Annotated in this window: 23 protein-coding genes; 19 read left to right on the top strand and 4 right to left on the bottom strand. The window is 34.9% G+C overall.

The window, feature by feature from the left end:
• Window positions 1-14: 14 nt before the first annotated feature.
• Window positions 15-1,367: a gluconate:H+ symporter gene (locus I6G50_RS04720; protein ID WP_197909330.1), complete on the top strand. Its 1,353-nt coding sequence runs from the start codon at window positions 15-17 to the stop codon at window positions 1,365-1,367.
• Between the two features lie 34 nt (window positions 1,368-1,401).
• Here I6G50_RS04720 and nhaC read toward each other — a convergent pair whose 3' ends face one another.
• Window positions 1,402-2,817, bottom strand: coding sequence for a Na+/H+ antiporter NhaC (nhaC, locus tag I6G50_RS04715; protein ID WP_197909329.1), 1,416 nt, complete (start codon window positions 2,815-2,817; stop codon window positions 1,402-1,404).
• A 631-nt stretch (window positions 2,818-3,448) separates the two neighbouring features.
• Here nhaC and pyrR point away from each other — a divergent pair.
• From pyrR to I6G50_RS04690, 5 genes are all read left to right on the top strand, one after another.
• Window positions 3,449-3,973, top strand: coding sequence for a bifunctional pyr operon transcriptional regulator/uracil phosphoribosyltransferase PyrR (gene pyrR / locus I6G50_RS04710; protein WP_003136818.1), 525 nt, complete (start codon window positions 3,449-3,451; stop codon window positions 3,971-3,973).
• A 2-nt stretch (window positions 3,974-3,975) separates the two neighbouring features.
• A complete protein-coding gene (locus I6G50_RS04705) occupies window positions 3,976-5,262 on the top strand; it encodes a uracil-xanthine permease family protein (protein ID WP_003136817.1) in 1,287 nt (428 codons plus the stop codon).
• Window positions 5,263-5,373: 111 nt separating this feature from the next.
• Complete coding sequence (locus tag I6G50_RS04700) at window positions 5,374-6,303, top strand: aspartate carbamoyltransferase catalytic subunit (protein ID WP_197909328.1); 930 nt, start codon at window positions 5,374-5,376, stop codon at window positions 6,301-6,303.
• Between the two features lie 17 nt (window positions 6,304-6,320).
• Window positions 6,321-7,391, top strand: coding sequence for a carbamoyl phosphate synthase small subunit (locus I6G50_RS04695; protein ID WP_197909327.1), 1,071 nt, complete (start codon window positions 6,321-6,323; stop codon window positions 7,389-7,391).
• A 120-nt stretch (window positions 7,392-7,511) separates the two neighbouring features.
• Window positions 7,512-8,060 (top strand): biotin transporter BioY, encoded by a 549-nt coding sequence (locus I6G50_RS04690; RefSeq protein ID WP_197909326.1) that lies wholly within the window; start codon window positions 7,512-7,514, stop codon window positions 8,058-8,060.
• 84 nt (window positions 8,061-8,144) lie between these two features.
• Here I6G50_RS04690 and I6G50_RS04685 read toward each other — a convergent pair whose 3' ends face one another.
• The 3 genes from I6G50_RS04685 to I6G50_RS04675 form a co-directional block, all read right to left on the bottom strand.
• On the bottom strand, window positions 8,145-8,723 hold the full coding sequence (locus tag I6G50_RS04685; RefSeq protein ID WP_197909325.1) for a hypothetical protein: 579 nt from the start codon (window positions 8,721-8,723) through the stop codon (window positions 8,145-8,147).
• A complete protein-coding gene (queA, locus tag I6G50_RS04680; protein ID WP_003136811.1) occupies window positions 8,724-9,752 on the bottom strand; it encodes a tRNA preQ1(34) S-adenosylmethionine ribosyltransferase-isomerase QueA in 1,029 nt (342 codons plus the stop codon).
• Between the two features lie 209 nt (window positions 9,753-9,961).
• Window positions 9,962-10,315, bottom strand: a complete 354-nt coding sequence (locus I6G50_RS04675) for a helix-turn-helix domain-containing protein (protein ID WP_081166516.1) — start codon at window positions 10,313-10,315, stop codon at window positions 9,962-9,964.
• A gap of 132 nt (window positions 10,316-10,447) precedes the next feature.
• On the opposite strand from I6G50_RS04675, the gene I6G50_RS04670 reads away from it, so the two are divergent.
• The 13 genes from I6G50_RS04670 to I6G50_RS04610 all read left to right on the top strand — a co-directional run bounded on the left by I6G50_RS04670 (window position 10,448) and on the right by I6G50_RS04610 (window position 24,046).
• Window positions 10,448-10,654 carry a helix-turn-helix domain-containing protein gene (locus tag I6G50_RS04670; protein WP_081166519.1) on the top strand — a complete coding sequence of 69 codons (207 nt, stop codon included), beginning with the start codon at window positions 10,448-10,450 and terminating at the stop codon, window positions 10,652-10,654.
• 196 nt (window positions 10,655-10,850) lie between these two features.
• On the top strand, window positions 10,851-12,257 hold the full coding sequence (locus tag I6G50_RS04665; protein WP_197909324.1) for an ATP-binding cassette domain-containing protein: 1,407 nt from the start codon (window positions 10,851-10,853) through the stop codon (window positions 12,255-12,257).
• Entirely contained in the window at window positions 12,257-13,066 is an 810-nt protein-coding gene (locus I6G50_RS04660; protein ID WP_197909323.1) for an ABC transporter permease, read from the top strand. The genes I6G50_RS04665 and I6G50_RS04660 overlap by 1 nt, the downstream gene beginning before the upstream one ends.
• Before the next feature lie 26 nt (window positions 13,067-13,092).
• On the top strand, window positions 13,093-15,411 hold the full coding sequence (locus I6G50_RS04655) for a CDP-glycerol glycerophosphotransferase family protein (protein WP_197909322.1): 2,319 nt from the start codon (window positions 13,093-13,095) through the stop codon (window positions 15,409-15,411).
• Window positions 15,412-15,427: 16 nt separating this feature from the next.
• Window positions 15,428-16,225, top strand: coding sequence for a hypothetical protein (locus I6G50_RS04650; protein WP_197909321.1), 798 nt, complete (start codon window positions 15,428-15,430; stop codon window positions 16,223-16,225).
• Window positions 16,226-16,244: 19 nt separating this feature from the next.
• Window positions 16,245-17,342, top strand: coding sequence for a non-hydrolyzing UDP-N-acetylglucosamine 2-epimerase (gene wecB / locus I6G50_RS04645; protein WP_197909320.1), 1,098 nt, complete (start codon window positions 16,245-16,247; stop codon window positions 17,340-17,342).
• A 61-nt stretch (window positions 17,343-17,403) separates the two neighbouring features.
• Window positions 17,404-19,017 (top strand): CDP-glycerol glycerophosphotransferase family protein, encoded by a 1,614-nt coding sequence (locus I6G50_RS04640; protein WP_197909319.1) that lies wholly within the window; start codon window positions 17,404-17,406, stop codon window positions 19,015-19,017.
• Window positions 19,018-19,029: 12 nt separating this feature from the next.
• Window positions 19,030-19,464, top strand: a complete 435-nt coding sequence (gene tagD, locus I6G50_RS04635; protein ID WP_197909318.1) for a glycerol-3-phosphate cytidylyltransferase — start codon at window positions 19,030-19,032, stop codon at window positions 19,462-19,464.
• A complete protein-coding gene (locus I6G50_RS04630; protein ID WP_003136800.1) occupies window positions 19,461-19,892 on the top strand; it encodes a hypothetical protein in 432 nt (143 codons plus the stop codon). The genes tagD and I6G50_RS04630 overlap by 4 nt, the downstream gene beginning before the upstream one ends.
• A 22-nt stretch (window positions 19,893-19,914) precedes the next feature.
• On the top strand, window positions 19,915-21,099 hold the full coding sequence (locus I6G50_RS04625; RefSeq protein WP_232252379.1) for a CDP-glycerol glycerophosphotransferase family protein: 1,185 nt from the start codon (window positions 19,915-19,917) through the stop codon (window positions 21,097-21,099).
• Window positions 21,089-22,237 carry a CDP-glycerol glycerophosphotransferase family protein gene (locus tag I6G50_RS04620; RefSeq protein ID WP_197909317.1) on the top strand — a complete coding sequence of 383 codons (1,149 nt, stop codon included), beginning with the start codon at window positions 21,089-21,091 and terminating at the stop codon, window positions 22,235-22,237. The genes I6G50_RS04625 and I6G50_RS04620 overlap by 11 nt, the downstream gene beginning before the upstream one ends.
• A complete protein-coding gene (locus I6G50_RS04615; RefSeq protein ID WP_197909316.1) occupies window positions 22,234-23,127 on the top strand; it encodes a phosphodiester glycosidase family protein in 894 nt (297 codons plus the stop codon). The genes I6G50_RS04620 and I6G50_RS04615 overlap by 4 nt, the downstream gene beginning before the upstream one ends.
• A gap of 10 nt (window positions 23,128-23,137) precedes the next feature.
• A complete protein-coding gene (locus I6G50_RS04610) occupies window positions 23,138-24,046 on the top strand; it encodes an LCP family protein (RefSeq protein ID WP_197909315.1) in 909 nt (302 codons plus the stop codon).
• Window positions 24,047-24,056 lie beyond the last annotated feature (10 nt).

Here is a 24,056-nt window from a genome sequence, read left to right as displayed (position 1 = left end):
GTTAGGAGATTTTTATGGATTTACTTATCGTCTTAGTTGGAGTACTAATTTTACTTTTCTTGATTGGAAAAGCAAAGTTGAATACTTTTGTATCTCTTGTTATCGTTTCATTTATTGTTGCGATGATGCTTGGAATAGACTTAGCCAAAATCCCAACGTCAATTGAGACAGGTATTGGAGGACAACTCGGTCACTTAGGAATTATCTTTGGTTTTGGTGCGATGCTTGGTCGATTAGTGGCTGATGCTGGAGGGGCTTACCGTATTGCCCATACTTTAATTGATAAATTTGGTCAAAAAAGAATTCAGTTTGCCGTAGTTTTGGCTTCATTTATTATCGGTATTGCACTTTTCTTTGAAGTCGGAATGGTTCTTTTAATTCCTATTATCTTTGCTATTGCTGCCGAGCTGGCAATCCCAATTCTTTATTTAGGTATTCCAATGGTCGCCGCCCTCTCCGTCGCTCATGGTTTCCTTCCACCTCACCCTGGACCAACAGCTATTGCTGGTGTTTATGGGGCTAATATGGGACTTGTTCTCTTGTATGGCTTCATTATTGCTGTACCTTCTGTCCTGATTGCAGGGCCGCTGTTTACAAAGTTTGCTAAAAAAATGGTTCCAGATGCCTTCACAAGAAAAGGAAATTTGTCTACTGTAGGAGAGTATAAAGAATTTAAACTCGAAAATACACCTTCTTTCTTGTCTTCAACGCTCACTTCACTGATGCCCGTCCTTTTAATGGCTGTTTCTACTTTATATGTGATGCTGGCTCATGGGGGGAAAACGCCAAAGAATCCTAGCGCATTAGATAATATAATCGCTTTTATTGGTAGTCCCGATGTTGCTATGCTTCTTTCATTACTTATTGCTATTTTTACCATGGGAATTTTCCGTAAGATTCCAATGAAGAAGTTGATGACATCCGCAGAAGCTTCTATTAAACAGATTGCGATGATGCTCTTGATTATTGGTGGTGGCGGAGCCTTTAAGCAGGTGCTTATTGATGGTGGTGTAGGTGATTCTGTGGCTCAAATCTTCCAAGGTAGCCATTTGTCACCATTGGTTTTAGCGTGGTTGATTGCTGTTGTTCTCCGCTTGGCATTGGGGTCTGCAACTGTCGCTGCACTGACAGCAGCAGGGCTTGTTCTGCCATTAATGGCAGCAACAGGTACAAATCCAGCCTTATTAGTTATTGCTACTGGGGCGGGCTCACTTTTCTTTAGTCATGTTAATGATGCAGGTTTCTGGATGTTTAAAGAATATTTTAATTTAACTGTCAAAGAAACTTTATTGACATGGTCGCTTTTAGAAACCTTGATTGCCGTTGTGGGGCTAGTGGGTGCACTTATCTTGAATGTTGTTGTATAGTAAAAAAGCCATTAGATTTTCTAATGGCTTTTTCTTATATATTTTGGGTTTTAGAAATCAAATCTTGAGCTTTTATATCCGTGGCCTTCTTTACACCAAGTCCCGTAAAGGCACTGATGAGAGAAAAGACAGGAGAGAATAAACTAAAGAAAACAAAAGGCAAGTATGTTAATGTCGGAACGCCAAATGTACTAGCAACAAAACTTCCAGCAATTCCCCAAGGAATCAAGTAGTTAATAACGGTTCCACCATCTTCAAGTGTACGACCTAAAACGACGGGGTCAAGGTTTGCCTTTTTGTAGACTTCTTTAAAAGCATTCCCAGGAAGAATTACAGAGAGAAACTGTTCCCCGATAAAAATATTTACACCAATACTGGTAAATAAAGTTGTTGTAATCAAGCTTTTTGGTGAGGAAAGTTTATGTGCAACTCTATCCATGACCGTCGAAACAAGGCCTGTTTTCATGAGAAGTCCACCCAGCGATAAAGTGAGGATGATTAAAGATACAGTAGGCATCATACTTTCAATTCCGCCACGAGAAAGTAAGAGATCGATTTCTTGATTTCCTGTTGCTGACTTAAAACCAGAATCAATCAATAAACCTAAATCTGTGATTTTTGTACCAGGTTGTTGGATGAAAATCATCACTAAAGCAACACCAATATTCAAGAGTATAGTAAGGATAGCAGGTATTTTTTTCCAAGCACAGACAAACATGAGAAGTATAGGAAGAAAAGCCCAAGCTGAGATAGAGAAGTTCGCGTGTAAAACTTTAGTTACTTCATCAATTTTGTCCAAACTTGCTGCTTGATGAGTCACACCTAAGAGAGCAAATAGAGTCAAAGAAACGATAAATGCTGGGAGTGTTGACCACATGAGGTTTTTAATGTGTTTAAACAAATCAGCATCAACAACGGCAGCAGTGAGATTTGTAGATTCAGACAGTGGCGACATCTTATCTCCAAAGACGGCACCGGACACGATCGCACCAACGATTAAAGCAGGGTTGAGTCCGAGAGTTACACCGATGCCGAAGAAGGCAATACCGATCGTTGACATCACGGTGAAGGCACTTCCTACAGCACTACCAACAATTGCACAGACAATAAAGACGGAGGGAACAAACCACTTTACGCTAATAATGTTAAATCCGACAACCATAAGGGTAGGAATAATCCCGGCTTGAATCCACACAGCGATTAGAGAACCAACTAAGATAAAGATAAAGATAGGTATTATACCAGGTTTGATGCCAGATACGATTCCATCATGAATAGTGTCGAAAGGCAGACGCTTTGCAGACATATAGATGAGGATGATACCAATAGCAAAGAGAATGGCGATGTTTGGTGCCACTTTAAATCCAATAACGGAGACAGCGATGGTGGCGATAACTATAGTGAGCATGATACTGGCTTCCATCATGCTGGGTTGATTTATTTTTTTCATATTTTATTCCTTATAGATTAACTTGTATTTAATAATTGTTTAAGTTGTTTTGTTAAACAATATCGGATAATTCCTCCACAGGATAAATTACTTACTGTCTGTGAACACATCTCTTTCCTCCTTTTTATAATAAAAAAATCCGCCACTAGCTTATTACAAGCTAAGGGCGAATTTCTCCACGGTACCACCTTATTTTTAAAACAATAATTGTTTTTCTTTAAAATATCATTAAGTTATGTAAGCTCATCTTAGTGTAATTCAACAAATAGATCTGATCGGTTCGCAGCAACCACCGACTTTCTGAACAGGGAACTATTTCCTACTGGGTTAAAATGTTTTTTAGCTTATGTACAAGAATATATTAAAGATTTAGATTTGTCAAAAATATTTACTCAAAGACTTAAAAAAATCCTTAAAAGGATAAATATTTATAAGTTTACTCTTTTAATCGTTTACTAATCCTTGCAAAAAATCTTAGGATTTGCTATAATCTCTATAACCTTTAAGTGTGTCCAGAGAGGCAGGCAAGGTCAGAATCTTGAATGAACTTAAATAAAAGTATATTATAGAGTATTTTCTGATACCTTCCCTAGCCCTTGGACTAGGGAATTTTTCTATATTGGAGTGTTTTATGGCAAAAAAAGAAATCATTGATGAAATCACAATGAAACGTGCGATTACACGTATTACTTATGAAATCATTGAGCGAAACAAAGAACTGGATAAACTGGTCCTTATTGGAATAAAAACCCGTGGAGTATACTTGGCACAACGTATTCAAGAACGTTTGGCTCAGTTGGAAAATATTGACATGCCTTTAGGTGAGTTAGATACACGTCCTTTCCGTGATGATAAAAAAGCAACGGAAGATACCACAGAGATTAATGTAGATATCACAGGAAAAGATATAGTACTGGTAGACGATGTGCTTTATACAGGGCGCACCATTCGTGCAGCAATTGATGGTTTAGTAGAACGTGGCCGCCCTGCGCGTGTTCAACTTGCCGTACTTGTTGACCGGGGACACCGCGAATTACCTATTCGCGCGGACTACGTTGGGAAAAACATTCCGACTTCTCAGGGAGAAGAAATTATTGTGAATATGACAGAGATCGATGGTGAAGACAGCATCTTGATCAAGAAAGAAGAGGCATAATCGTGGCGAGTAATACAGATATTCTTTTAAAAGTTGACGAGAAGCCAAAAGGCGGACAATGGTTTGGCCTATCTTTCCAACACCTCTTTGCCATGTTTGGCTCAACTGTATTGGTTCCGATTCTGGTCGGTATTGATCCAGCAATCGCTTTACTTAGTTCAGGGCTGGGCACACTAGCACATATGTCTGTTACACGCTTTAAAGTTCCAGCTTATATGGGTTCTAGTTTTGCCTATATCGGAGCAATGCAGCTTTTGATGAAGCAAGGTGGCATGCCCGCAATTGCTCAAGGTGCTTTAACTGGTGGTTTAGTTTACTTGCTTGTTGCGATTATTGTTCGCTTTGCAGGTCAGGGATGGATTGATCGTGTTCTGCCTCCTATTGTTGTAGGCCCGATTGTTATGGTTATTGGACTTTCATTGGCTCCCGTAGCTATCAATGACTCCATGTATACAAATCCTGGAGCGATGACGGGTTATAGCTTGCCTTTCTTAGCAATATCGATGATTACTGTGATGGCTATTGTTATTTTCAGCATCTACGGTAAAGGTTTCTTGTCCGTTGTTCCTATCCTGCTCGGAATTGTGACAGGATATGTTGCAGCTATTATCATTGGTAAAGTTACAGGCCAAAGTATCGTTGATTTTTCAAATGTTGCACAAGCTAACTGGTTGTCACTTCCAACCATGGAAATTCCGTTTCTAAGTTATAAATGGGCATTTTATCCTTCTGCTATCTTGACTATGGCACCTATAGCTTTTGTTACCATGACTGAACATTTTGGACACATCATGGTGTTAAATTCTTTGACTGGCAAAGACTATTTCAAAGAGCCTGGTCTTGACCGAACTTTAGCTGGTGATGGTGTGGCACAGGTTATTGCGTCATTTATTGGTGCGCCGCCTGTAACTTCATACGGTGAAAACATCGGTGTAATGGCCATTACAAAGATTCATTCTATCTATGTTATCGCTGGAGCAGCAGTACTTGCAGTAATTGTAAGCTTCATTGGAAAATTGACAGCCTTGTTGACTTCTATCCCGAGTCCTGTTATCGGCGGTGCTTCTATTGCACTCTTCGGGGTAATTGCAGCGAGTGGTTTGAAAATCATTGTGGAGAATAAAATCAACTTTGACATCAAACGTAATCTATTAATCTCAAGTGTCGTACTCGTCATCGGTATTGGCGGTATGGTACTTGATATCACGCAAAATCTACAGATTTCATCTGTAGCGATTGCTACTATTATTGGTATTGTGCTTAATCTGGTTCTACCAGAAGAAGCTTAGTATAGAGATTTGCTTTGGGAAAGACAAATCTCGGAGCAAATCATTGTCGTTCATCAACATTTAAAAAATCGCACTACAGAGAGAGTGCGATCAGGGTAAAGGAGACCTATAATGTCAGTAACAAATGGTTTAGTAAGCTTGTCAAATTTGACAAGTATGGAAGTTCTATCAACAGAAGAAGTGATGGCTTTAATCAAACGTGCTTCTGAATTTAAAAAAGGGACAGCAAAATTTGAAAATGATCGTCAGATTTTCACTTCGAATCTCTTTTTTGAAAACAGCACACGTACACATAATTCTTTCCACATTGCCGAGCGTAAATTAGGATTAGATGTCCTTGAATTTGATGTCGGTACAAGTGCGCTTAGCAAAGGTGAAACACTATACGATACAATTTTAACCTTAGACGCACTTGGCGTTGAAGTTTGTGTGATTCGCTCTTCTGAAGAACATTACTACGATCAGTTGATTAATTCAGACAGTATCAATTGTGCAATCGTTAATGGTGGTGATGGTAGTGGCCAACACCCAAGTCAATGTTTGCTTGATTTGATGACGATTTATGAAGAATTTGGTAAGTTTGAGGGCTTGAAGATTGCTATTTCAGGTGATCTTACACACTCGCGCGTCGCCAAATCAAACATGATGATGCTCAATAAATTAGGCGCCCAAATCTACTTCACAGGACCAGAAAAATGGTACAAAGAAGAAGAGTTTGGTGCGTATGGAAGTTATGCTCATCTTGATGAGATTTTGCCAGAACTTGATGTCCATATGTTACTACGTGTACAATATGAGCGCCATACTGCTGGAGATATTATCTCGAAAGAAGATTATCATGACCGATACGGCTTAACTGCAGAGCGTGCAGGACAGCTCCGTGATACGGCAATCATTATGCACCCAGCGCCCGTTAATCGCGATGTTGAGATTGCTGATAGTTTAGTCGAATGTTCTAAGAGCCGCATCGTTCAGCAAATGACGAACGGTGTTTACACACGTATGGCTATTTTAGAAGCTGTATTGCGTGAGAAAGCTTAGAAATATTGGAGGAACCTATGAAACGACTGTTAATATTGGAAGATGGAACGATCTTTGAGGGGCAAGCAATTGGTGCCAGCTCAGATATAACTGGTGAACTTGTCTTTAGTACAGGAATGACGGGTTACCAAGAGTCTATTACGGACCAATCCTATAATGGGCAAATTTTGACTTTTACATATCCATTAGTTGGAAATTATGGCGTCAATCGTGATGACTATGAATCTATTCATCCAAGTTGCAAGGCGGTCGTTGTGAGTGAAGCAGCTCGTCGTCCTTCAAATTGGAGAATGCAGATGTCCTTAGATGAATTTTTAGAGGCAAAAAATATTCCGGGTATTGCAGGAATTGATACGCGTGCCTTAACAAAAATTATACGCCAGCATGGGACAATGAAGGCAGCTTTAGTAAATGCCAAAGACGAAATTGACCATCAGATGAGTCAACTTAAAGCTACGGTATTACCCAATAATCAAGTTGAAAAAAGCAGTACACTCACTGCGTATTCTTCCCCAAATACAGGAAGAAAGGTAGTTGTAGTTGACTTTGGACTCAAGCATTCAATTTTACGTGAGCTTTCTAAACGTAACTGTAATATCACAGTAGTTCCTTACAATACAACTGCAGAGGAAATCTTGGATATGAATCCAGATGGTGTGATGCTTAGTAATGGCCCAGGCGACCCAACAGATGTGCCTCAAGCTGTGGAGATGATTCAAAATATCCAAGGTAAACTTCCTATTTTTGGAATCTGTCTAGGGCATCAACTTTTCAGTTTGGCCAATGGTGCTACAACCTATAAGATGAAATTTGGACATCGAGGCTTTAATCATGCTGTGAGAGAGATTGCCACAGGAAGAATTGACTTTACAAGTCAGAACCATGGTTACGCTGTTTCAGGAGAAGATTTGCCAGAGGATCTTTTGATTACTCATATGGAAATCAATGATCAATCGATTGAAGGGGTTCGCCATAAACGCTATCCCGCTTTCTCAGTGCAGTTCCATCCAGACGCAGCACCTGGCCCGCATGATGCGAGTTACTTATTTGATGATTTCATGGATATGATGGATGAAGATCAGAAATAAAAATAAAGGACAGTTTAAATAGACTGTCTTTTTTTATTTTTTAAGGTATGCCAGTGTTTAAAATTGTATTATTTTATGAAAGCTGATATAATTTTACCTATAAAACAAAAGGACTTTTTTATGAAAATTTCACAAACGTATTCTATTACTCTTATTGCTTTAGGAGCTGCTATAGTTGCAGTTTTGTCACCTCTAGCTATTCCTGTGGGTATTGTTCCTATTACTTTACAAACTCTGGCTATTGGGCTGATTGCTACACTCTTACAGCCACGTGAAAGTTTTTTTGCACTGCTCACTTATCTTGTTTTAGGAGCAGTAGGCTTACCTGTTTTTGCTGGTGGAGCCTCAGGCATGGGTGCTTTATTTGGACCAACAGGTGGATTTTTATTTTCTTTCATTTTAGTTGCACCTCTCCTTTCTTATTTTCTCTTGAAAACAGAGCGAAAATTCATATCAATTTTATTAACGAATCTTGGCGCTCAATTTTTGATTCTCGTCTTAGGGACTATTTGGCTGAAATTTTTTATTGGCGCTTCTTGGGGTACTGCTTTTAGTGTTGGATTTCTTCCTTTTATTCTTGGTGCGATTATCAAAGCAGTGATTGTAGCAGGAGTAGCAGTCGCATTGTTGAATATTCTTTTTAAAACCAATACATATTTTTCAAAATAGTTTAAACTCGGAACTTTCCATATCGGAAAGTTTTTTTAGATAAAGAAGAGCAATATATGAGATATAAACAAAGAGATGCGTCACTTAAGACACATCTCTTTTGATTATTTCTTGAAAAACTGTTTTGTTTACAGTTTGAGAACACTCGGCAATTCTATAAAGTGCATTTCTTTGTAGAAGTTGTATTTTAGGTAAAAGGGCTTGATTATTTTTCAGATATGTACTAATAATCTTATTCGGATCAAAATCAATATCATCTGGAGGAAAAGAAATTAAGCTAGAGCCCGAATAATCTCTTGTGGTAAGTTTTCCTTCCTCTATATGAAAAGTTCGAGCTTTGGGCACTCCATTACTGTAAAAGGCAATGACTGCATTATAGGCTACTTTCTTGGCTAATAACCCAGCCCTTTTATCTTTGTAACGGTCTAAGGCAGTTGTAAGAAAGCTCTGGGCTTGCTGGGGGTCAAGTTGGGGCTGATAATGAATTTGAACCAGGATTTCTTCGGTAATTTTATGATAACCAGTGATACCTATCACAAAGCCCTTTGGACTTACATAAAACTTTTTAAAATGTCTCCGAATGGCTTGACCATTTTCTGTAATTTGTCCATCGGATAAGATAGAAATGAACTCTCTGGTCAGTGCTAAATTAAGAAAGCTCATTTATTTTACAAACATAGCATCGCCAAAGCTGAAGAAGCGGTAATGCTCATCAATTGCATGTTGGTAAGCTTCTAAAATAAAATCTTGTCCAGCAAAAGCAGCAACCAGCATAACTAAAGTAGATTTTGGTAAGTGGAAATTTGTATTGAAAGCATCAACCACTTTCCATTGATAACCAGGTTTGATAAAGATGTCTGTCCAACCAGAGTCGGCTTGAATATCACCGTCGAATTTAGTACCAATGGTTTCCAAAGTACGGATCGAAGTTGTGCCACAAGCGATTACACGGTGTCCTGAAGCTTTGACTGCACGAAGTGTTGCTGCTGCCTCCTCCGAGAGTTGATAGAATTCACTGTGCATTTGGTGTTCATCAATATTGTCTACACTTACAGGGCGGAAGGTTCCTAAGCCTACATGTAGCGTTAGCTCAACGATGTGTACACCTTTAGCACGAATTTGGTCTAATAGTTCGGGTGTGTAATGCAAGCCTGCTGTTGGAGCAGCTGCAGAACCATTCTCTTTTGCAAAGACTGTTTGATAACGTTCTTGATCTTCTAGTTTTTCATGAATATAAGGTGGAAGTGGCATTTCTCCTAAGCTTTCCAAAACTTCGAGGAAGATACCATCATAACTAAATTCAACGATACGACCACCATGCTCGAGTTCCTCAACAACCGTTGCTTTTAAGCGACCATCCCCAAAAGAAAGTTCTTGCCCAACGCGCATGCGTTTAGCGGGTTTTGCGAGGGTTTCCCATTGATCCCCTTCAGTATTTTTAAGAAGCAAGAGTTCTACATGCCCTTGTGTCTCAGGCTTTACTCCATAGAGACGAGCAGGGAGGACACGCGTGTTATTAAGAACCAGAGCATCCCCAGGGTTAAGCTCATCTACTATATCGTAGAAATGTTTGTCGTCCATTGAATGCGTCTCTTTATCAAGGATTAAGAGACGTGATTCAGAGCGTTGTTCCAGTGGAGTTTGGGCAATGAGTTCTTCAGGTAAATTAAAATCAAAATCATTAATATTCAAAATATTTTTTTCTTATCGTTTATAAAAGTAAAAACTTTTAAGATAACCTTTCTTATAATAGAATACAATACATGCGATGTATAGTCGCTTCATATTATACCACTTTTAGAAAACTTTTTTTATAAACTTACTCGTGATATTTTTTGTATAAAATGAGAAATCAAAGTATATAAAAAGACCCTGAAAGGTCGGGATACATCAAAATATATTTAAGTAATATTTTTACTCTTATAATAAGCATCCAAAACATTTTTGAAGAATTGGCGGTCTCGCTCTTCAATAACTTCTGTTTTATAAAAAAGTGCTTCATCAATTAAACTATCCAAATTTAGGGATAATTTATTTTTGTAGGTAGTATCTATATCAGATTTATCTACCCCAAAAAAATCTGCCATTCTTTGAATGACACCTTGCGAAGGCATGATACGCATATTGAGGTAATCAGATAAAGTGGATGGAACAACTCCAATTTTAGCAGCGAAATCTTTTTGTTTCACTCCACTTTTCTGAATATATTTTTTTATATTGGCTGCGATAATGGCGCGTTGTTCTTGATTTTCCATGAACTTATTATAGCGTGAAATAGGGCAGTAATCAAGAACAAAAGCTAAGTTGCCTCTTTATTATTCGTTAAAAACGTATTATAATTATAATGTTTATATGTAATTTACAGTAAAATTAAGATGGGAGTTCTAATGATTCAGCGTTCTTTAGAAGAACTGAGAAGAGAAAAAAACTTGTCAAAAAAAGAGTTGGCTTACAAACTAGGTATGGATGTCGATTGCTTAGAGCGTTTAGAAAAAGATTCTTCTCATGTATCGCAGGAAAAGTTAGAAAGGATATTGGCTCTTTTTAACATCACTTATGATGAAATCGTTTTAGGGAAGAATAACCAAACTTAAATACGTCAAAAACGAACATAAGGGTTTGTGCCTATTTCTTCAAGCATTATTACATTGTAAAGTTTCTTTAGGGAATTATTTAATAATGTGAAATTATTTACGAGTGAGAGCTGTATTATTATAAAAAAAATATTATAATAAGAAAGGGAAAATATTAAAAGTATGAGAAAACTTAACCAGCTGGAAGGAATAACAAGTGAAGGTCAGTAAAATAAAAGCCCAATTTTTATCCAAAAAATTTGAAATGCTACCCGTGAAAAGTAGTCTCAACAAGGCAAAATCATTAATTAGCACCAATGAAAAGGAAAAAAAAGATTTCTGGGCCTTGCGTAATGTAAGTTTTGAAATACACGAAGGAGAATGTGTTGGGGTCATCGGTCTTAATGGTGCAGGTAAATCAACACTTTCAAATATCATCAGTGGACAAATTGCCCAGACAACAGGGCAAGTAGAGATAAATGGAGACGTTTCAATTATTGCGGCGCATGCTGGCTTGCAGAATAACCTTTCTGGACGTGAGAATATACGTCTAAAAGCACTGATGGTCGGGATGAAAAATAAAGAGATAAAAGCGAAGATGGATGAAATCATCGCATTTTCTGAGTTAGGCCCTTTTATCGATCAACCCGTTAAAACTTATTCATCTGGTATGAAAGCAAAACTTGGTTTTTCTATTATGGTGCATCAGGATCCAGATATTATGATTATTGATGAAGGATTATCAGTAGGGGACAAAACCTTTGTTGATAAATCACAAAAGAAAATGTTTGAATTTCGTGACAAGGGTAAAACAATTTTATTGGTTTCACATGATATGAGAACCATAAAAGAATGGTGCGATCGGGTCATATGGTTAAACTACGGAGAGGTTAAGCAGTATGGAAAGCCCGAGGAAGTGCTTCCAGAATATGAAAAATTTGTGCGTTGGTTTAAGGGGCTTTCTAAAAAAGAGCAAGAGAATTACAAACAAGAGCAAAGGCAAGCACAATTTAATTATTCTGTTGAAAGTCTAAGAAAAGAAATTATAAGTCAAAATCCCTCGAGAAGCCGTCGAGTAACACGAGAAGTTACAGAAGTTTTGAGAAATAAGAAAGATAATCATAAGCTTTCTTTCATCTCCAAAATTGTGTTGGGATGTTGTGCATTTGTTTTTATATGGATTACCTTAGTTTCTTTAAGTAACACGACTTTAAGAGAATCTATTGCACATCCAGTAGAGCTTTTCACTCAACATCTTTTTAAAGCAAAGCATTCGTCTGTAGAAAATAGAAACAGTAAGCAGCACAGTAAAGAAGAAATGACAACTTCTTCAAGTGTTCCCTCAAGTTCTATATCGGAAAATGCAACAAATCAGTCAAATAGTGAAGTTCATAGTTCAAGTGAAACTACAGCGAGTTCGAGTTCTATCCCTCAAACCACTTATGAGGTACAAGCAGGAGAATCCTTAGGGAGCATTGCAGAAAGTAAGGGTTTAACTGTGGAGGAAATACAAACAGCCAACCCAGATATCGATTTTAATATCATTCAACCAGGACAAACAATAAACTTACCTGTCTCAGGAGAATTCACAACGGCTCAAACAGGTGAAGGAGTAATACAATAATGCAAGACGCTATTCTTTATCTTAAAGAACAAGTTAAATATTTTCCGATAGCTATTAATCTATCAAAATACAGTACTAAAAGCACCTCAATGCAAAGCAGGTTTGGAAGAATCTGGGAAATTCTTGATCCATTGGTACAACTGGCAATCAACTATATAATCTTTGGAGTACTCATGCAACGTTCGGCTCCGGATGGATTGCCACCTCTTTCTTGGATGTTTATCGGTATGGGGGTGTACTCTTTTATGCAACACGTTATCGTAACGGGTGCAAAGAGTGTGTCCACCCAGTTTAAGACAACAGCAAAAATGAAGTTTCCAGTGAGTATTATGCCGACAGCCTCCATGTTTGGCTTTTTAACGGAGCTTTATATCATGGTTGGTATGGGCCTAGTTATTGCAATGTTTTCGGGATATTATCCCTCACTATATTGGTTGCAATTATTATATTATTTCCCTATGTTGATACTTTTTTCATTAACAATGGCCCTTGTGTGTTCTTCGATAGAAGTTGTTTTTCCTGATTTTAAATTCTTTTTGAACTATATTTTCAGATTTTTAATGTATGGCTCAGGTGTAATTTTTTCTTTGAATCATTTTAAAATAATTCCTCAAATTTTAATCCAGTCTCAACTGATAAACCCTTTTTACTATCTTATTGAAGGCTTTAGAGACATTGCTTTTGGGAGAATGTGGTTTTGGGAAAAAGGGATGTATAACTTGAGTTTTATTCTATTGTTAATAATTTTGCTTACAATTGGAGCAAATATGCATATGAAGATTCGCGATAGAATTTCAGATTATTTATAAAATAAGAATTTAGAAATGAGTAGACGGTGGAAGTATTATTTATCAATAATAAATTAGGATACGATTATCAGATTGAGAGTGAAGGTGAAGGAATATCAATTATTAGTAGTGACGGAAGTTTAAAATATTTTAAATTTAAAGATGCTCCTTTGAGGGAAGGCAACCTGCAGATAAACGAAAAAATAATAGCACAAATTTCTTTTTGCTCCACTCACTTTTTTTATATTATTGAACAACAAAATCATTTATTCTCATTCCAACAAAAAATTAGAGATAAAAATAATTTTTTTGATGAGAATATTGTAGTTTATGATAAACATCTTACAATTAATAAAACAGGGATTGCTACAACCTCTATTTATATTAATGAAGGTGAAAAACGTTTATTGGGTAAGAGAGTAAATGGAATTCTTTCGAGAAAGCAACAAAATGAGTGGTATGCCCTCAGGCTTCCAATAAAAAACAAAAAAATTCTTGGATCAATAAAGTATGATAATCGTGCTGTTTTTATTACTTATTATCCCAATAAAGGAAAAGTCTCTCTATCAAAAATATTTCTTGAAGAAATAGATATGAGGATGGAACAAGTAAATATTAAAAACAGATCAAATATTGAATTTATATATAAGAATGAAAAATATAATTTTGATTTTAGAAAAAACGAAAAAAAACATGGAATTAACCTAAGAGGTTCCAAAGTAAAGCTTGATCCCGGTCTAGTTCTCAAGTTAAAAATCAATAAAAGAGTCTTTTATATATATTCTTATAAAGGGAAAAATTATTTGACTTGTATTGCAAAAAAAGCTTACAGCATTAAAACAGACCTTAAAATATCATTTGTTAAAGACTCGGTTATTATATATGGAAAATATAGTAATACTTATAAGAAAACTACAGGAATGTATGATTATATTTACATTAAAGGAAATGATCATCCTATTTCGAGATTTAGAAGACTATCTACTAATCGCGGGAAAAGTCTTGCTTATGCAAAAATACCAATAGAAGTCCTTACGAATACGGAAGAAATTCACAGAGGACTTTATTTAGGCAGTGAATCAGAAAAATTATATCCTCTTTATATGAAAAATAATTTAAAAGAGGACTTTGAAGTTTTTGCACGAAAAAAGTTAAATAATAATATCATGCTTTTCAGAGGAAATGTGGGTGGAGGTACAAGTTGTACCATATTACCTTTTTCAGAGGAATATTCTTTATCCAATGTCCTCAAGCAAAGCATTGCAAGTCTTACCAGTAAAAAAGTAGGTAACATGCCTATAAACTTGTACTTTGAAAAATTTTCAAAAAAGGCAGACGAATCCGCAATTAAAGTTTTTGATAGAGTTTTATCAGAGAATACACTTTCAAAAAACTATTTTATTTTAGATAAAAGAAGTAAAGATTTTTCAATGCTTAAAGAAAAATATGGGAAAAATTTAGTAAAAAAATATTCTTTGAAGCACTATCAACTCATATATAAAGCAGACAACTTCATTAGTACGGAATTTTCAAATCATGTCATTAATGATAGGATATTCCTCAACAAACTCAGAAGTAAAATCACTGAAACTCCTTTGATATTTTTACAGCATGGAATTATGTTTGCTAAGCCAATTGAAAATCCAATGGCCGCGGGTTTTCATAAAAAAAATATAAAAATAAATTTAAAAAAAGTTATTATTAGTTCGGAATTAGAGGCGAAAGAATTCTACAAAGTAGGCTATCGACCTGACGACCTTTTGCTTAGCGGTCTAGCGACTTTTGATAATCCAGTAATTAATGACTTAAAATATTATTCTTATATGCCAACTTATAGATATTGGGAAGAGCATTTAGTTTATGAAAATAAGCTAGAAAAAACAAGTTATTATCGGGACATCATTTCGGTCATTAAAGCCTTTGAAGAAAATAATTTATTAGATAAGTTATTGATTGTGCCCCATAATAAATTTGCCAATTATATTGTTGATCACTTTCCAGACTATAAAAATAATATTTGTACGAATCCCTCAGAAGCTCTAACTTTATCAAAAATTTTCATATCCGATTACTCTAGTGCCATATATGATGCCATCAATCGAGGAGCCTATCCGATTTTTTGGTGGAAAGAAAAAGAGATGTTGATAGAAAAATATCAAGCAAAACCTTCGTTAGATGAAAAGACAGCACCAGGACCAATTGCTTACAATGAGCAAGAACTTATTGAACATATCATTAATGCTGAGAAAAATGAATATAAATTAGAAGAAATTTTTGAAAATAAGTATAGAAAAATAAATAATTTTTCAGATAATAATAATACTGAGCGTATTATTAATTATTTAAAAACAGAGAATATTATTTGAAAATGGGAGAAATATTATGTCAGGAAAATACGTAGACAATGGTTCAGATAAGTTAATAATCGTATTTCAATCTGCTGGTAGAGTTCCGCAAGAAGCTATATCATCATATCTTAATAATGATATAACAGATGAAGAAATTAGACGATATCATGAAAAGTATAATTGGTTTAATTGGACTAAAAAAATAGAGGAAGCAGATTTTTATTATATTGAAGATCATTATTCGGGAATATATGGTTGGTACCTCAGTGATTTTGGAAAAAATATTATAGGCACTATCCAAGAAGAAATTAAAAAAGTTGTAAACAAGAAAAAATATCAGATGGTGATTTCTTTTGGAAGTAGTAAGGGAGGAACAGGAGCCTTAATACATGGTTTATTAAGTCCTTATATAAGTAAGGTATTTAGTTTAGTACCTCAAATAGATATTAATGAATATGTTAATAAACATCTTCCGATGCTTAAGCCTCTTATTTATGCGGATAATAGGGAGAGTATAAATGAAAATATCATGAGTGACATAAATAATTTTATTGATCCTTTGAATATAACGCGAAAAAAAACAATTTTCTTTTATACAGGGGTTTCAGATGAGCAATTTAAAGAAACAAAGCGTTTTTCAGAGAAAATAGCTAGTGATAAAGTTTCATCTACCCTAATAATTAATGTTGAAAAGAAAAAACACTCACCGATGGTTATGGATAATGTAGACTTTATTGAAAATTTGTTAAAGAGTATCCTCTCCAATAAACGTACAAAAGATAAAAATCTTTTTCAGTTAGAGTCTAAAACATTTCTATATTTAGGTAAATAAAAAAATTCAAGGAGAAAAAATGAAAAAAATAATGCTCGTATTTGGTACAAGACCAGAAGCAATTAAAATGTGTCCTTTAGTAAATGAACTGAAAAGCCGCTCGAATTTAGAGGTAAAAGTTTGTGTAACAGGGCAGCATAGAGAAATGTTAGACCAAGTTTTACATGTTTTCAATATAAAACCAGATTATGATTTGGAAATTATGAAAGATAATCAGACATTATTTGATGTGACTTCAGCTATTTTAATGAAAATAAAACCCATCCTGGAAAAGGAAGAACCTGATGTTTTATTGGTTCACGGTGATACAACAAGTACATTTGCAGCATCATTAGCGTGCTTCTATCTTCAAATTCCTGTTGGTCATGTGGAAGCGGGATTACGTACTTACGATATTTATTCTCCATTCCCAGAAGAATTTAATCGTCAAGCTGTAGGCTTAACGGCAAAATTTCACTTTGCACCCACTGAAATTTCGCGTCAAAATTTAGTAAAAGAAGGAAAAAATATTTCCGATATTTATGTGACTGGAAATACTGCTATTGATGCGTTAGCTACAACAGTAACTGAAGACTACAAACACGAACAATTGGAATGGGTAGGAAATAGTCGTCTTATAATGATTACTGCCCACCGTAGAGAGAATTTGGGTAAACCAATGGAGCAAATGTTCCGAGCTATTCGTAGAATAGTTGAGGAACACGATGACGTCAAGGTGATTTATCCCATTCACCTTAACCCAAAAGTTAGAGAAACTGCTAAAAATATTTTAGGGGATAATGAGCGAATTCGCTTAATTGAACCCTTAGAGGTTATTGATTTTCATAACTTTCTTGCGCGAAGCTACATGATTTTGACAGATAGTGGTGGCATTCAAGAAGAAGCTCCATCATTAGGTAAACCAGTTTTAGTAATGCGAGATACTACAGAACGGCCAGAAGGTATTAAAGCAGGAACACTGAAACTCGTAGGAACTGAAGAAGAAACGATTTATAAAGAGTTTAAAACTTTGTTAGAAGATGAAAAAGAATACGAGAGAATGAGCCAGGCGAGTAATCCTTATGGCAATGGGACTGCTTCAAAAAATATTACAGATATTTTGATCGAAAAATTATAACACCTTTCTTTCAGTAAATAACCCATATTTCGTAGGTAAATGATAAGATGCAAATAGAAAAATGACGAAGACAACAGTTAAGACTATCAAAGTTTCTAAAACAAATATTAAAATTAAGATTAAAGCATCTGAAAATATTTTAAATGCTACATTACATGTTCACTCACGAAAAGATAATAAGTTTTCCTTTAGTGTATCTCCTCATCATACAAGTTCTAAAATGTGTACTTTTATTTTCTCATTGCGTGACATCTCCCCTTTTAATCTATACTATGACTTTTACCTAGAATATCAGAACGAGAAGGGCGAGCAGCAAACTGAGAGAATCCGTAATAGTACAAGAAAACAGCGACTGGCAATTAATTTACTCCATTTGAAATATCAAGCGTTAGTATATGATTATAAAAAATATTTGATTACAGCTTATTTTGCTGTTGGAGGGTATTTAGCTTTACAGATTCGGGAAGCAGATGAGTATGATCATATCCGTTATAGGTTGAAAGAAGCAGTGGCTCTGTTTCTTATTCCTTTTACTTATTGGTATTACAAAGATGCCAAGCTTATATATGAAAAATTTTCCAATTATGCGCGTGATAATTCTTTTTATTATTTTTCCTATGTACAAAATAAAAGGAGAAGTAAAATTTTCTATATTATCAAAAAAAATTCTCCAGATATAGAAAAACTTTCCCAATATAAAAAAAATACAGTTTATTTTATGAGCATTAAGCATATTCTTTTGATTATTGTTTCAAAATATTTTATTGCTTCAGAGTCTAAAGGACACGCATACGCATGGAGACACAATCAAAGCATTGCTCGATTTTTTCTCAATAAAAAACCGTTTGTTTTCTTACAACATGGGGTGCTGGGTTTGAAAAAAATAGATCGAACTTTTTTCGCCAATAATAAATTGAATCATGCTGATTTATTTATTACCAGCTCAAATGTGGAGAAAAGTATCGTCTTAGATTGTTTAGGATATGAGGAAGAACAGATTGTTCTCACAGGATTAGCACGTTGGGATAATAAGATAGTCCCAACGAAAGAAAGAAAAATATTTCTTATGCCAACGTGGCGTACACACTTAGAATTATTATCGCATGAATCTTTTTTGGAAAGTGACTTTTATAGAGAGTACCATAAGTTAATACACTCTAAATCTTTAGAAAAAATTTTACGTGAGTATGATTATTCCTTATATTTTATGATGCATCCTAAATTTATCCAATTTGAAAGATATTTTACATCAGATAGTGAGTGTATAAAAGTACTGTATCAAAATGAGCATCCGCTTGATAAGGAATTACGAACAAGTGAACTGGTTATCACTGATTATAGCAGTATCATGTGGGATGCCCTTTATTATGATATTCCTACACTTCTTTTTCAATTTGACCAACAGGAATATTTAAATCTGCAAGGCAGCTATCTTGATATAGAAAAAGACTTATCAAAAATAGTAGTACATAATGGGGAAGATTTACTCCAAAAAATAGAAGAATATATTGTTGAAAAAAAAGCTCCGAATATTTCGAACTATCGAAACAAATATTTTGCTTATTTTGACTCTGAAAATTCAAAAAGAATTGATGAAGCAGTTAAAAACTGGGAGGGGAAATATCAATTTGTATCTCCTTTAAAAAAATTTTTAAAATGGAAAACTAAACGATAGATTGGTAAACAAATGAATAAAGAAAAAAGAGTTCTCGTCGCAGGAACTTTCGATATCCTCCATGAAAGTCACGTGGACTTGCTACGCAATGCAAAGAATCTTGGCGATAAACTTATCGTGATGTTATCTACAGACGAGTTTAATGCAGAAAAAGAAAAAAAGGCTTATCAAGAATATGCGACCAGAAAGTATATCTTAGAGTCCATTAGATATGTCGATCTTGTCATTCCTGAGCAAACATGGGAGGATAAGTCCCTCTATATTGATATGTTTGATGTCGATATTTTTGCTATGGGTGATGATTGGAAAGGGAAATTTGATTTCTTGAAAGACGAATTTCCAAATCTCAATATTATGTATTTTCCTCGAGGGAAAACATCATCAACAAGTATAAAAAAAGATTTGGGAAGACTGTATGTTTCTGACATTAACGTGGAAAATAAATGAACGATATAAAAATTCTCTTCTCAAAATTAGGAATAGCGAGCAGCCCCCTTAAATTAATAAAATTAGTGAAACAAGCTGACCACTTGTTAAAGAAGCATCAAAACAATTATCCTAATGATAAAAAATCCGATGACTTATACTTGAAAGTGGATGAGACTTTATATATTCTTCAAAAAAAGAAATTTGCTAAGACAGAAAATTTACCACAAAAAGCTAACTTTATGATTGTAACTGAAGATGCAATAGCTAATAGTTTAGCTATTTTAGGAGAAGCAAGAGATAAAGATATTAATTGCTTACTCAAAGCCTTAAAAAGAAACAAAAAGATAGAGACTTGTCAAAAAATAATGGATGAAATAGCAGAAGACTTTTCTACAAACTTAACTATAAACCATTTCATTAAAATAGTAGGTAGCAAGTTATTTTAAAGTAAAATGAAAGGAAGAAACATTGATTTTATTAGCCAGAGTAAGACTATTTGTTATTAGAATGATAATGTATCCGTTCCTTTATATTTTGGGGAAGGTTTTAAAAACGGATTCCAAAATCATATTATTCTCTTCTTTTAAGGGTAAATCCTACTCAGGTAATCCAAGATATCTCTTTGAATATCTAAGGAAAACGGATAAATTTTCAGATTATGATTGTGTTTGGGCTTTTAAAAATGAGTGTTTTATTGAGGGTGCCAAAACAGTCAAATTCAATTCGTTAAAATATTACTACTATCTTACTAAAGCAAAATATTGGATTTTCAATTCTAAAATGGCGCCTTATTATTATAAAAAGCCTGATCAAATTTACCTGCAAACTTGGCATGGTGTTCCTTTAAAGCGTTTAGGACACGACATTGTCGATAATGGATCCACTTATTATCGAAGTAAGCAAAGTTATAAGTCAATGGTAAAAAGCTATGATAAAGACAGCGAACATTGGGATTACCTTATAGCTTCAAGTCCTTTTTCCAGCCAAGTATTTGAAACAGCCTTCGCTTTTCCGACAGAAAAGATGCTTAATGTAGGATATCCTAGAGTGGAATATTTGTTGGATTCAGAAGCCTCAAAAGTTTTGGCTTTAAAAAAGAAGCATAAACTCCCAACGAATAAGAAAATCATCCTTTATGCTCCCACTTGGCGAGATCATTCATTTGGAAGCTCTGGCTACACATTTGAGTTAAATGTTGACTTCTACAAATGGAAAAGGAAGCTGGGCGAGGATAGTGTCATCCTGTTTAAACCCCACTATCTGATTTCAAATACCTATGAGGTTCCTGATGATTTGAAGGACTATGTTTTCCTCATGAGTGCCAATCAAGATATTAATGATGCTTATTTAATGAGTGATATTTTAATTACTGATTATTCAAGTGTTTTCTTTGACTATGCCCAGCTCCAAAAACCAATTTATTTTTATATGTATGATTTTGAACATTATGCTCAAGAATTACGAGGATTTTATCTTAACGTTCCTGAAGATTTACCTAATGATGTCGTAAAAACAGAAGAAGAGCTTCTCGAAACACTTCAGGATAATTGTTTTGATTACCAAAGGCTACAAGATTTTAACCAAAAATTTAATCCATGGAATGATGGAAGAGCGTGTGAAAAGATTATAAGAAAGGTTTTTAATGAAGTTTAAATCCATTACTTTGATAACTCTTTTAGCTTTATTTTATCCTTTCACCTTTCTTTTTCGCGTAAAGCAAAACCGTATCACTTTTATCTCACTCGAACATGACAATCTGTCTAAAGATTTTAAAATACTGCATGACAACTTAGTCGCAGAGCATCAGTATGATATAAGAACTCTGCTCTTTAAGTTCAAGCCGACTGTGTTGGGAAATCTTCAATATGGGCTTGCTTGTATCCGCCAGCTTTTTATAATTCAAAGTTCAAAATTGGTCATCATTGATTATAATAACTTTGTTGTTTCAAAATTCCCGCATAGAAAAAAAGTAAAAGTACTAGAAATATGGCATGCCACGGCTGCCCTGAAAAAATTTGGCAATTGTGTTCAACGTGATTATGAAATCAAAAACTATGATTATGCTATTGCAAATTCTGAATATTACAAGAAGATTTATGCCAAAGCCTTTAATCTCCCTGAGTCTAAGGTTCTAGTTACGGGTATTCCAAACAATGATAAAATTTTCGATAATCATTTTGTGAAAGAAACGAAAAACAAACTTCTGAAAAAGTATCCATCCTTAGAAAATAAAAAAGTAATCACTTATGCTCCAACTTTTCGAGGGCGTATCAGTACTTATTTTAAAGAAGTTTCAATTGATTTAGAACGCCTTCACGCTACTTTAAGTAAAGATTACATCATTATATATAAAGCTCATCCGCTCATCTCTGACTCAAAATATGAGAGTAATCCTAAGGTCCTCTTTATTGAGGATGAACCTATTTCTTCACTTTTTTGTATCACAGATGTCTTAATTACAGATTACTCGGCTATTGCGATTGATTGGATGGTCTTTGACAAACCTATCATTTCTTATGTGCCAGACTTCAAAAGCTATTCAAAAAAACCAGGCTTAACGATTGACTATTTGAAAGAATTTCCAGGACCTATTGCCTTCAGTGAAGCGGAAGTGATTGAGGCTCTGCAAAATCCTAGAGAAGATTTATACAAGCAAAAAAGAGTTAATTTTTATCATAAAACGTATAAATACCGTGATGGTAAATCAACAGAAAGAGTCATTTCGATGATCCGAGATATTATGAGTGATGAAACAATGATAGAAAGTGTTGGGGAAACTGTAGAGCAATGAAAAAAAGGCAAAATAAGAAAGATAAATGGGGTATTGTTTTTATCATTCTATTGATTGTGTGTGTGAGTGTACTTATGATTTTCCACTTTAAAAGTCGAGAGAAGCAACCTACAAATGAACAGACTCGAAATGTACAGCACACAGATTTAGAAGAAGGCTATATCACATCGAGTAGTTCAAAAAAGGCAGCAAAATCCTTGGAACACATTCTTGAAAGTACAGGAGAAGCGCAGACGGTAAAACTGAATTCTCAAAAAAATGATGAAAAGTTTACCGACCTATCTTCGGATAGCTTTAAAATATACAAAGCCAATAATGTCGAAGTATTAAAAACGGCGACTTCCATTGATGCTCCAGCTTTTAGCCTAGAAGATATGATACAAAAATATCCCGACGCTTTAATCATGAATGCCTCTGGTTTCAATATGAACAACATGCACATAACAGGTTTTCAGATGAACAATGGTAAGCTTTTTAAGGACTGGGGGTCAGATAAAAGAGCCAATAATGCCTTTGTTATTAATGAGGATGGAAGCAGTCAAATCTACGATTCCACTGTACCAGCCTCAACTATCATTGAAAATGGTGGAAAAATAAGCTTCAGTTTTGGTTCAGTATTAATTCGGGAGGGTAAGGTTCAAAAAAATGATGGTTCAGTGAATTGGATGATTCATTCTTTCATTGCAAATGATGAAGAGAATAATCTTTATTTAATCATTTCTGATACAAGTACAGGATACGAGCCAATCATGAGTAAATTTAAAGAATTAAATCTTAAAAATGTAGTAGTCATGGATGGAGGCGGTTCAAGCCAAATGGCATACAAAGGAAAAGTAATTTATCCTAGTCAAGATCAGCGCTCGGTCAATGATTTTATCATTCTTAAGTAAAGAGAGAGTTATGGAAAAAGAAACTTATAGACGTACACGCGGAAAAAAAGCTACTAAAAAAAGAAGCAAATTTTTGAAAATCATCGGAAGCATAATCCTTGTTTTACTCCTCGCCTTAGCTGGTTTAGGGATATTCTTCTATCAAAGTTCAAAAACAGCAATCAATAAAGCCAATACCCTGCACCTCACACAAGCAGCTCCTGTTAACCTAAAGAATTCAGAAACTTTTACGACCTTGATTTTGGGCACGACACACGTAGAAAATAAGAAAGTACTTATGACTTCAAGCTTTACTTCTACAAATGCCCCGCTTAAAAAGACGAGTCTAATCAATGTTCAACCTCTGTTGTTATTTCCCGATCAGACCTCTCTTTATCAAGTGTATGCTCAAGGGGGAGAAGAAGCTGTAAGTAAGCAGTTCAATGAAAAATTAGGTAAATCTACTAATAAAATTGTTGAAATTAATTTTGACAATATTGGTAAACTGGTGGAAGCAAGTGGAGGGATTGTAGTTCAAAATACGGCAGCTTTTGTATCCAAAGGCTATAAATTTGAACAAGGTTCCGTTGTCCTAAAAACAAATGATGAGGTTTCAGCTTATCTCCACTTGTTGAATGCTGAAGATCAGAAGGGCTATACAGAGCGTCTTCAAGATGTCGCCATGGCTACATTTGACAATTTAAAAAAACCTTCTGTTTTAGCGCCACATTCTTTAGCAATTTTAAAGAGTTTCCCTGAAGTTATCAATAGTAATATCAGTTTCTCTGAATTTATGAGTATCCTTTCACACTATCATCAATCACTTAAGGTAAACAAAATAAATGTACACGCCAGTAAAATTCCTGGAAGCTCAGTTAAAATGATTACTCAAGAAACTTTGGATAAGGTCAAAGGAAAATTTGATAAGACTTTCAATTAATACACTGCTA

Source organism: Lactococcus garvieae (genome assembly GCF_016027715.1).
Taxonomy (GTDB): Bacteria; Bacillota; Bacilli; order Lactobacillales; family Streptococcaceae; genus Lactococcus; species Lactococcus garvieae_A.
This window is presented reverse-complemented; position numbering and strand designations above follow the sequence as displayed.

Bases quoted from the DNA above. Each gene is read 5' to 3' on its own strand.
- I6G50_RS04720 (WP_197909330.1), top strand. From the start codon at position 15: ATGGATTTACTTATCGTCTTAGTTGGAGTACTAATTTTACTTTTCTTG.
- nhaC (WP_197909329.1), bottom strand. From the start codon at position 2,817: ATGAAAAAAATAAATCAACCCAGCATGATGGAAGCCAGTATCATGCTC.
- pyrR (WP_003136818.1), top strand. From the start codon at position 3,449: ATGGCAAAAAAAGAAATCATTGATGAAATCACAATGAAACGTGCGATT.
- I6G50_RS04700 (WP_197909328.1), top strand. From the start codon at position 5,374: ATGTCAGTAACAAATGGTTTAGTAAGCTTGTCAAATTTGACAAGTATG.
- I6G50_RS04695 (WP_197909327.1), top strand. From the start codon at position 6,321: ATGAAACGACTGTTAATATTGGAAGATGGAACGATCTTTGAGGGGCAA.
- I6G50_RS04690 (WP_197909326.1), top strand. From the start codon at position 7,512: ATGAAAATTTCACAAACGTATTCTATTACTCTTATTGCTTTAGGAGCT.
- I6G50_RS04685 (WP_197909325.1), bottom strand. From the start codon at position 8,723: ATGAGCTTTCTTAATTTAGCACTGACCAGAGAGTTCATTTCTATCTTA.
- I6G50_RS04675 (WP_081166516.1), bottom strand. From the start codon at position 10,315: ATGGAAAATCAAGAACAACGCGCCATTATCGCAGCCAATATAAAAAAA.
- I6G50_RS04670 (WP_081166519.1), top strand. From the start codon at position 10,448: ATGATTCAGCGTTCTTTAGAAGAACTGAGAAGAGAAAAAAACTTGTCA.
- I6G50_RS04660 (WP_197909323.1), top strand. From the start codon at position 12,257: ATGCAAGACGCTATTCTTTATCTTAAAGAACAAGTTAAATATTTTCCG.
- I6G50_RS04650 (WP_197909321.1), top strand. From the start codon at position 15,428: ATGTCAGGAAAATACGTAGACAATGGTTCAGATAAGTTAATAATCGTA.
- wecB (WP_197909320.1), top strand. From the start codon at position 16,245: ATGAAAAAAATAATGCTCGTATTTGGTACAAGACCAGAAGCAATTAAA.
- I6G50_RS04640 (WP_197909319.1), top strand. From the start codon at position 17,404: ATGACGAAGACAACAGTTAAGACTATCAAAGTTTCTAAAACAAATATT.
- tagD (WP_197909318.1), top strand. From the start codon at position 19,030: ATGAATAAAGAAAAAAGAGTTCTCGTCGCAGGAACTTTCGATATCCTC.
- I6G50_RS04630 (WP_003136800.1), top strand. From the start codon at position 19,461: ATGAACGATATAAAAATTCTCTTCTCAAAATTAGGAATAGCGAGCAGC.
- I6G50_RS04620 (WP_197909317.1), top strand. From the start codon at position 21,089: ATGAAGTTTAAATCCATTACTTTGATAACTCTTTTAGCTTTATTTTAT.
- I6G50_RS04615 (WP_197909316.1), top strand. From the start codon at position 22,234: ATGAAAAAAAGGCAAAATAAGAAAGATAAATGGGGTATTGTTTTTATC.
- I6G50_RS04610 (WP_197909315.1), top strand. From the start codon at position 23,138: ATGGAAAAAGAAACTTATAGACGTACACGCGGAAAAAAAGCTACTAAA.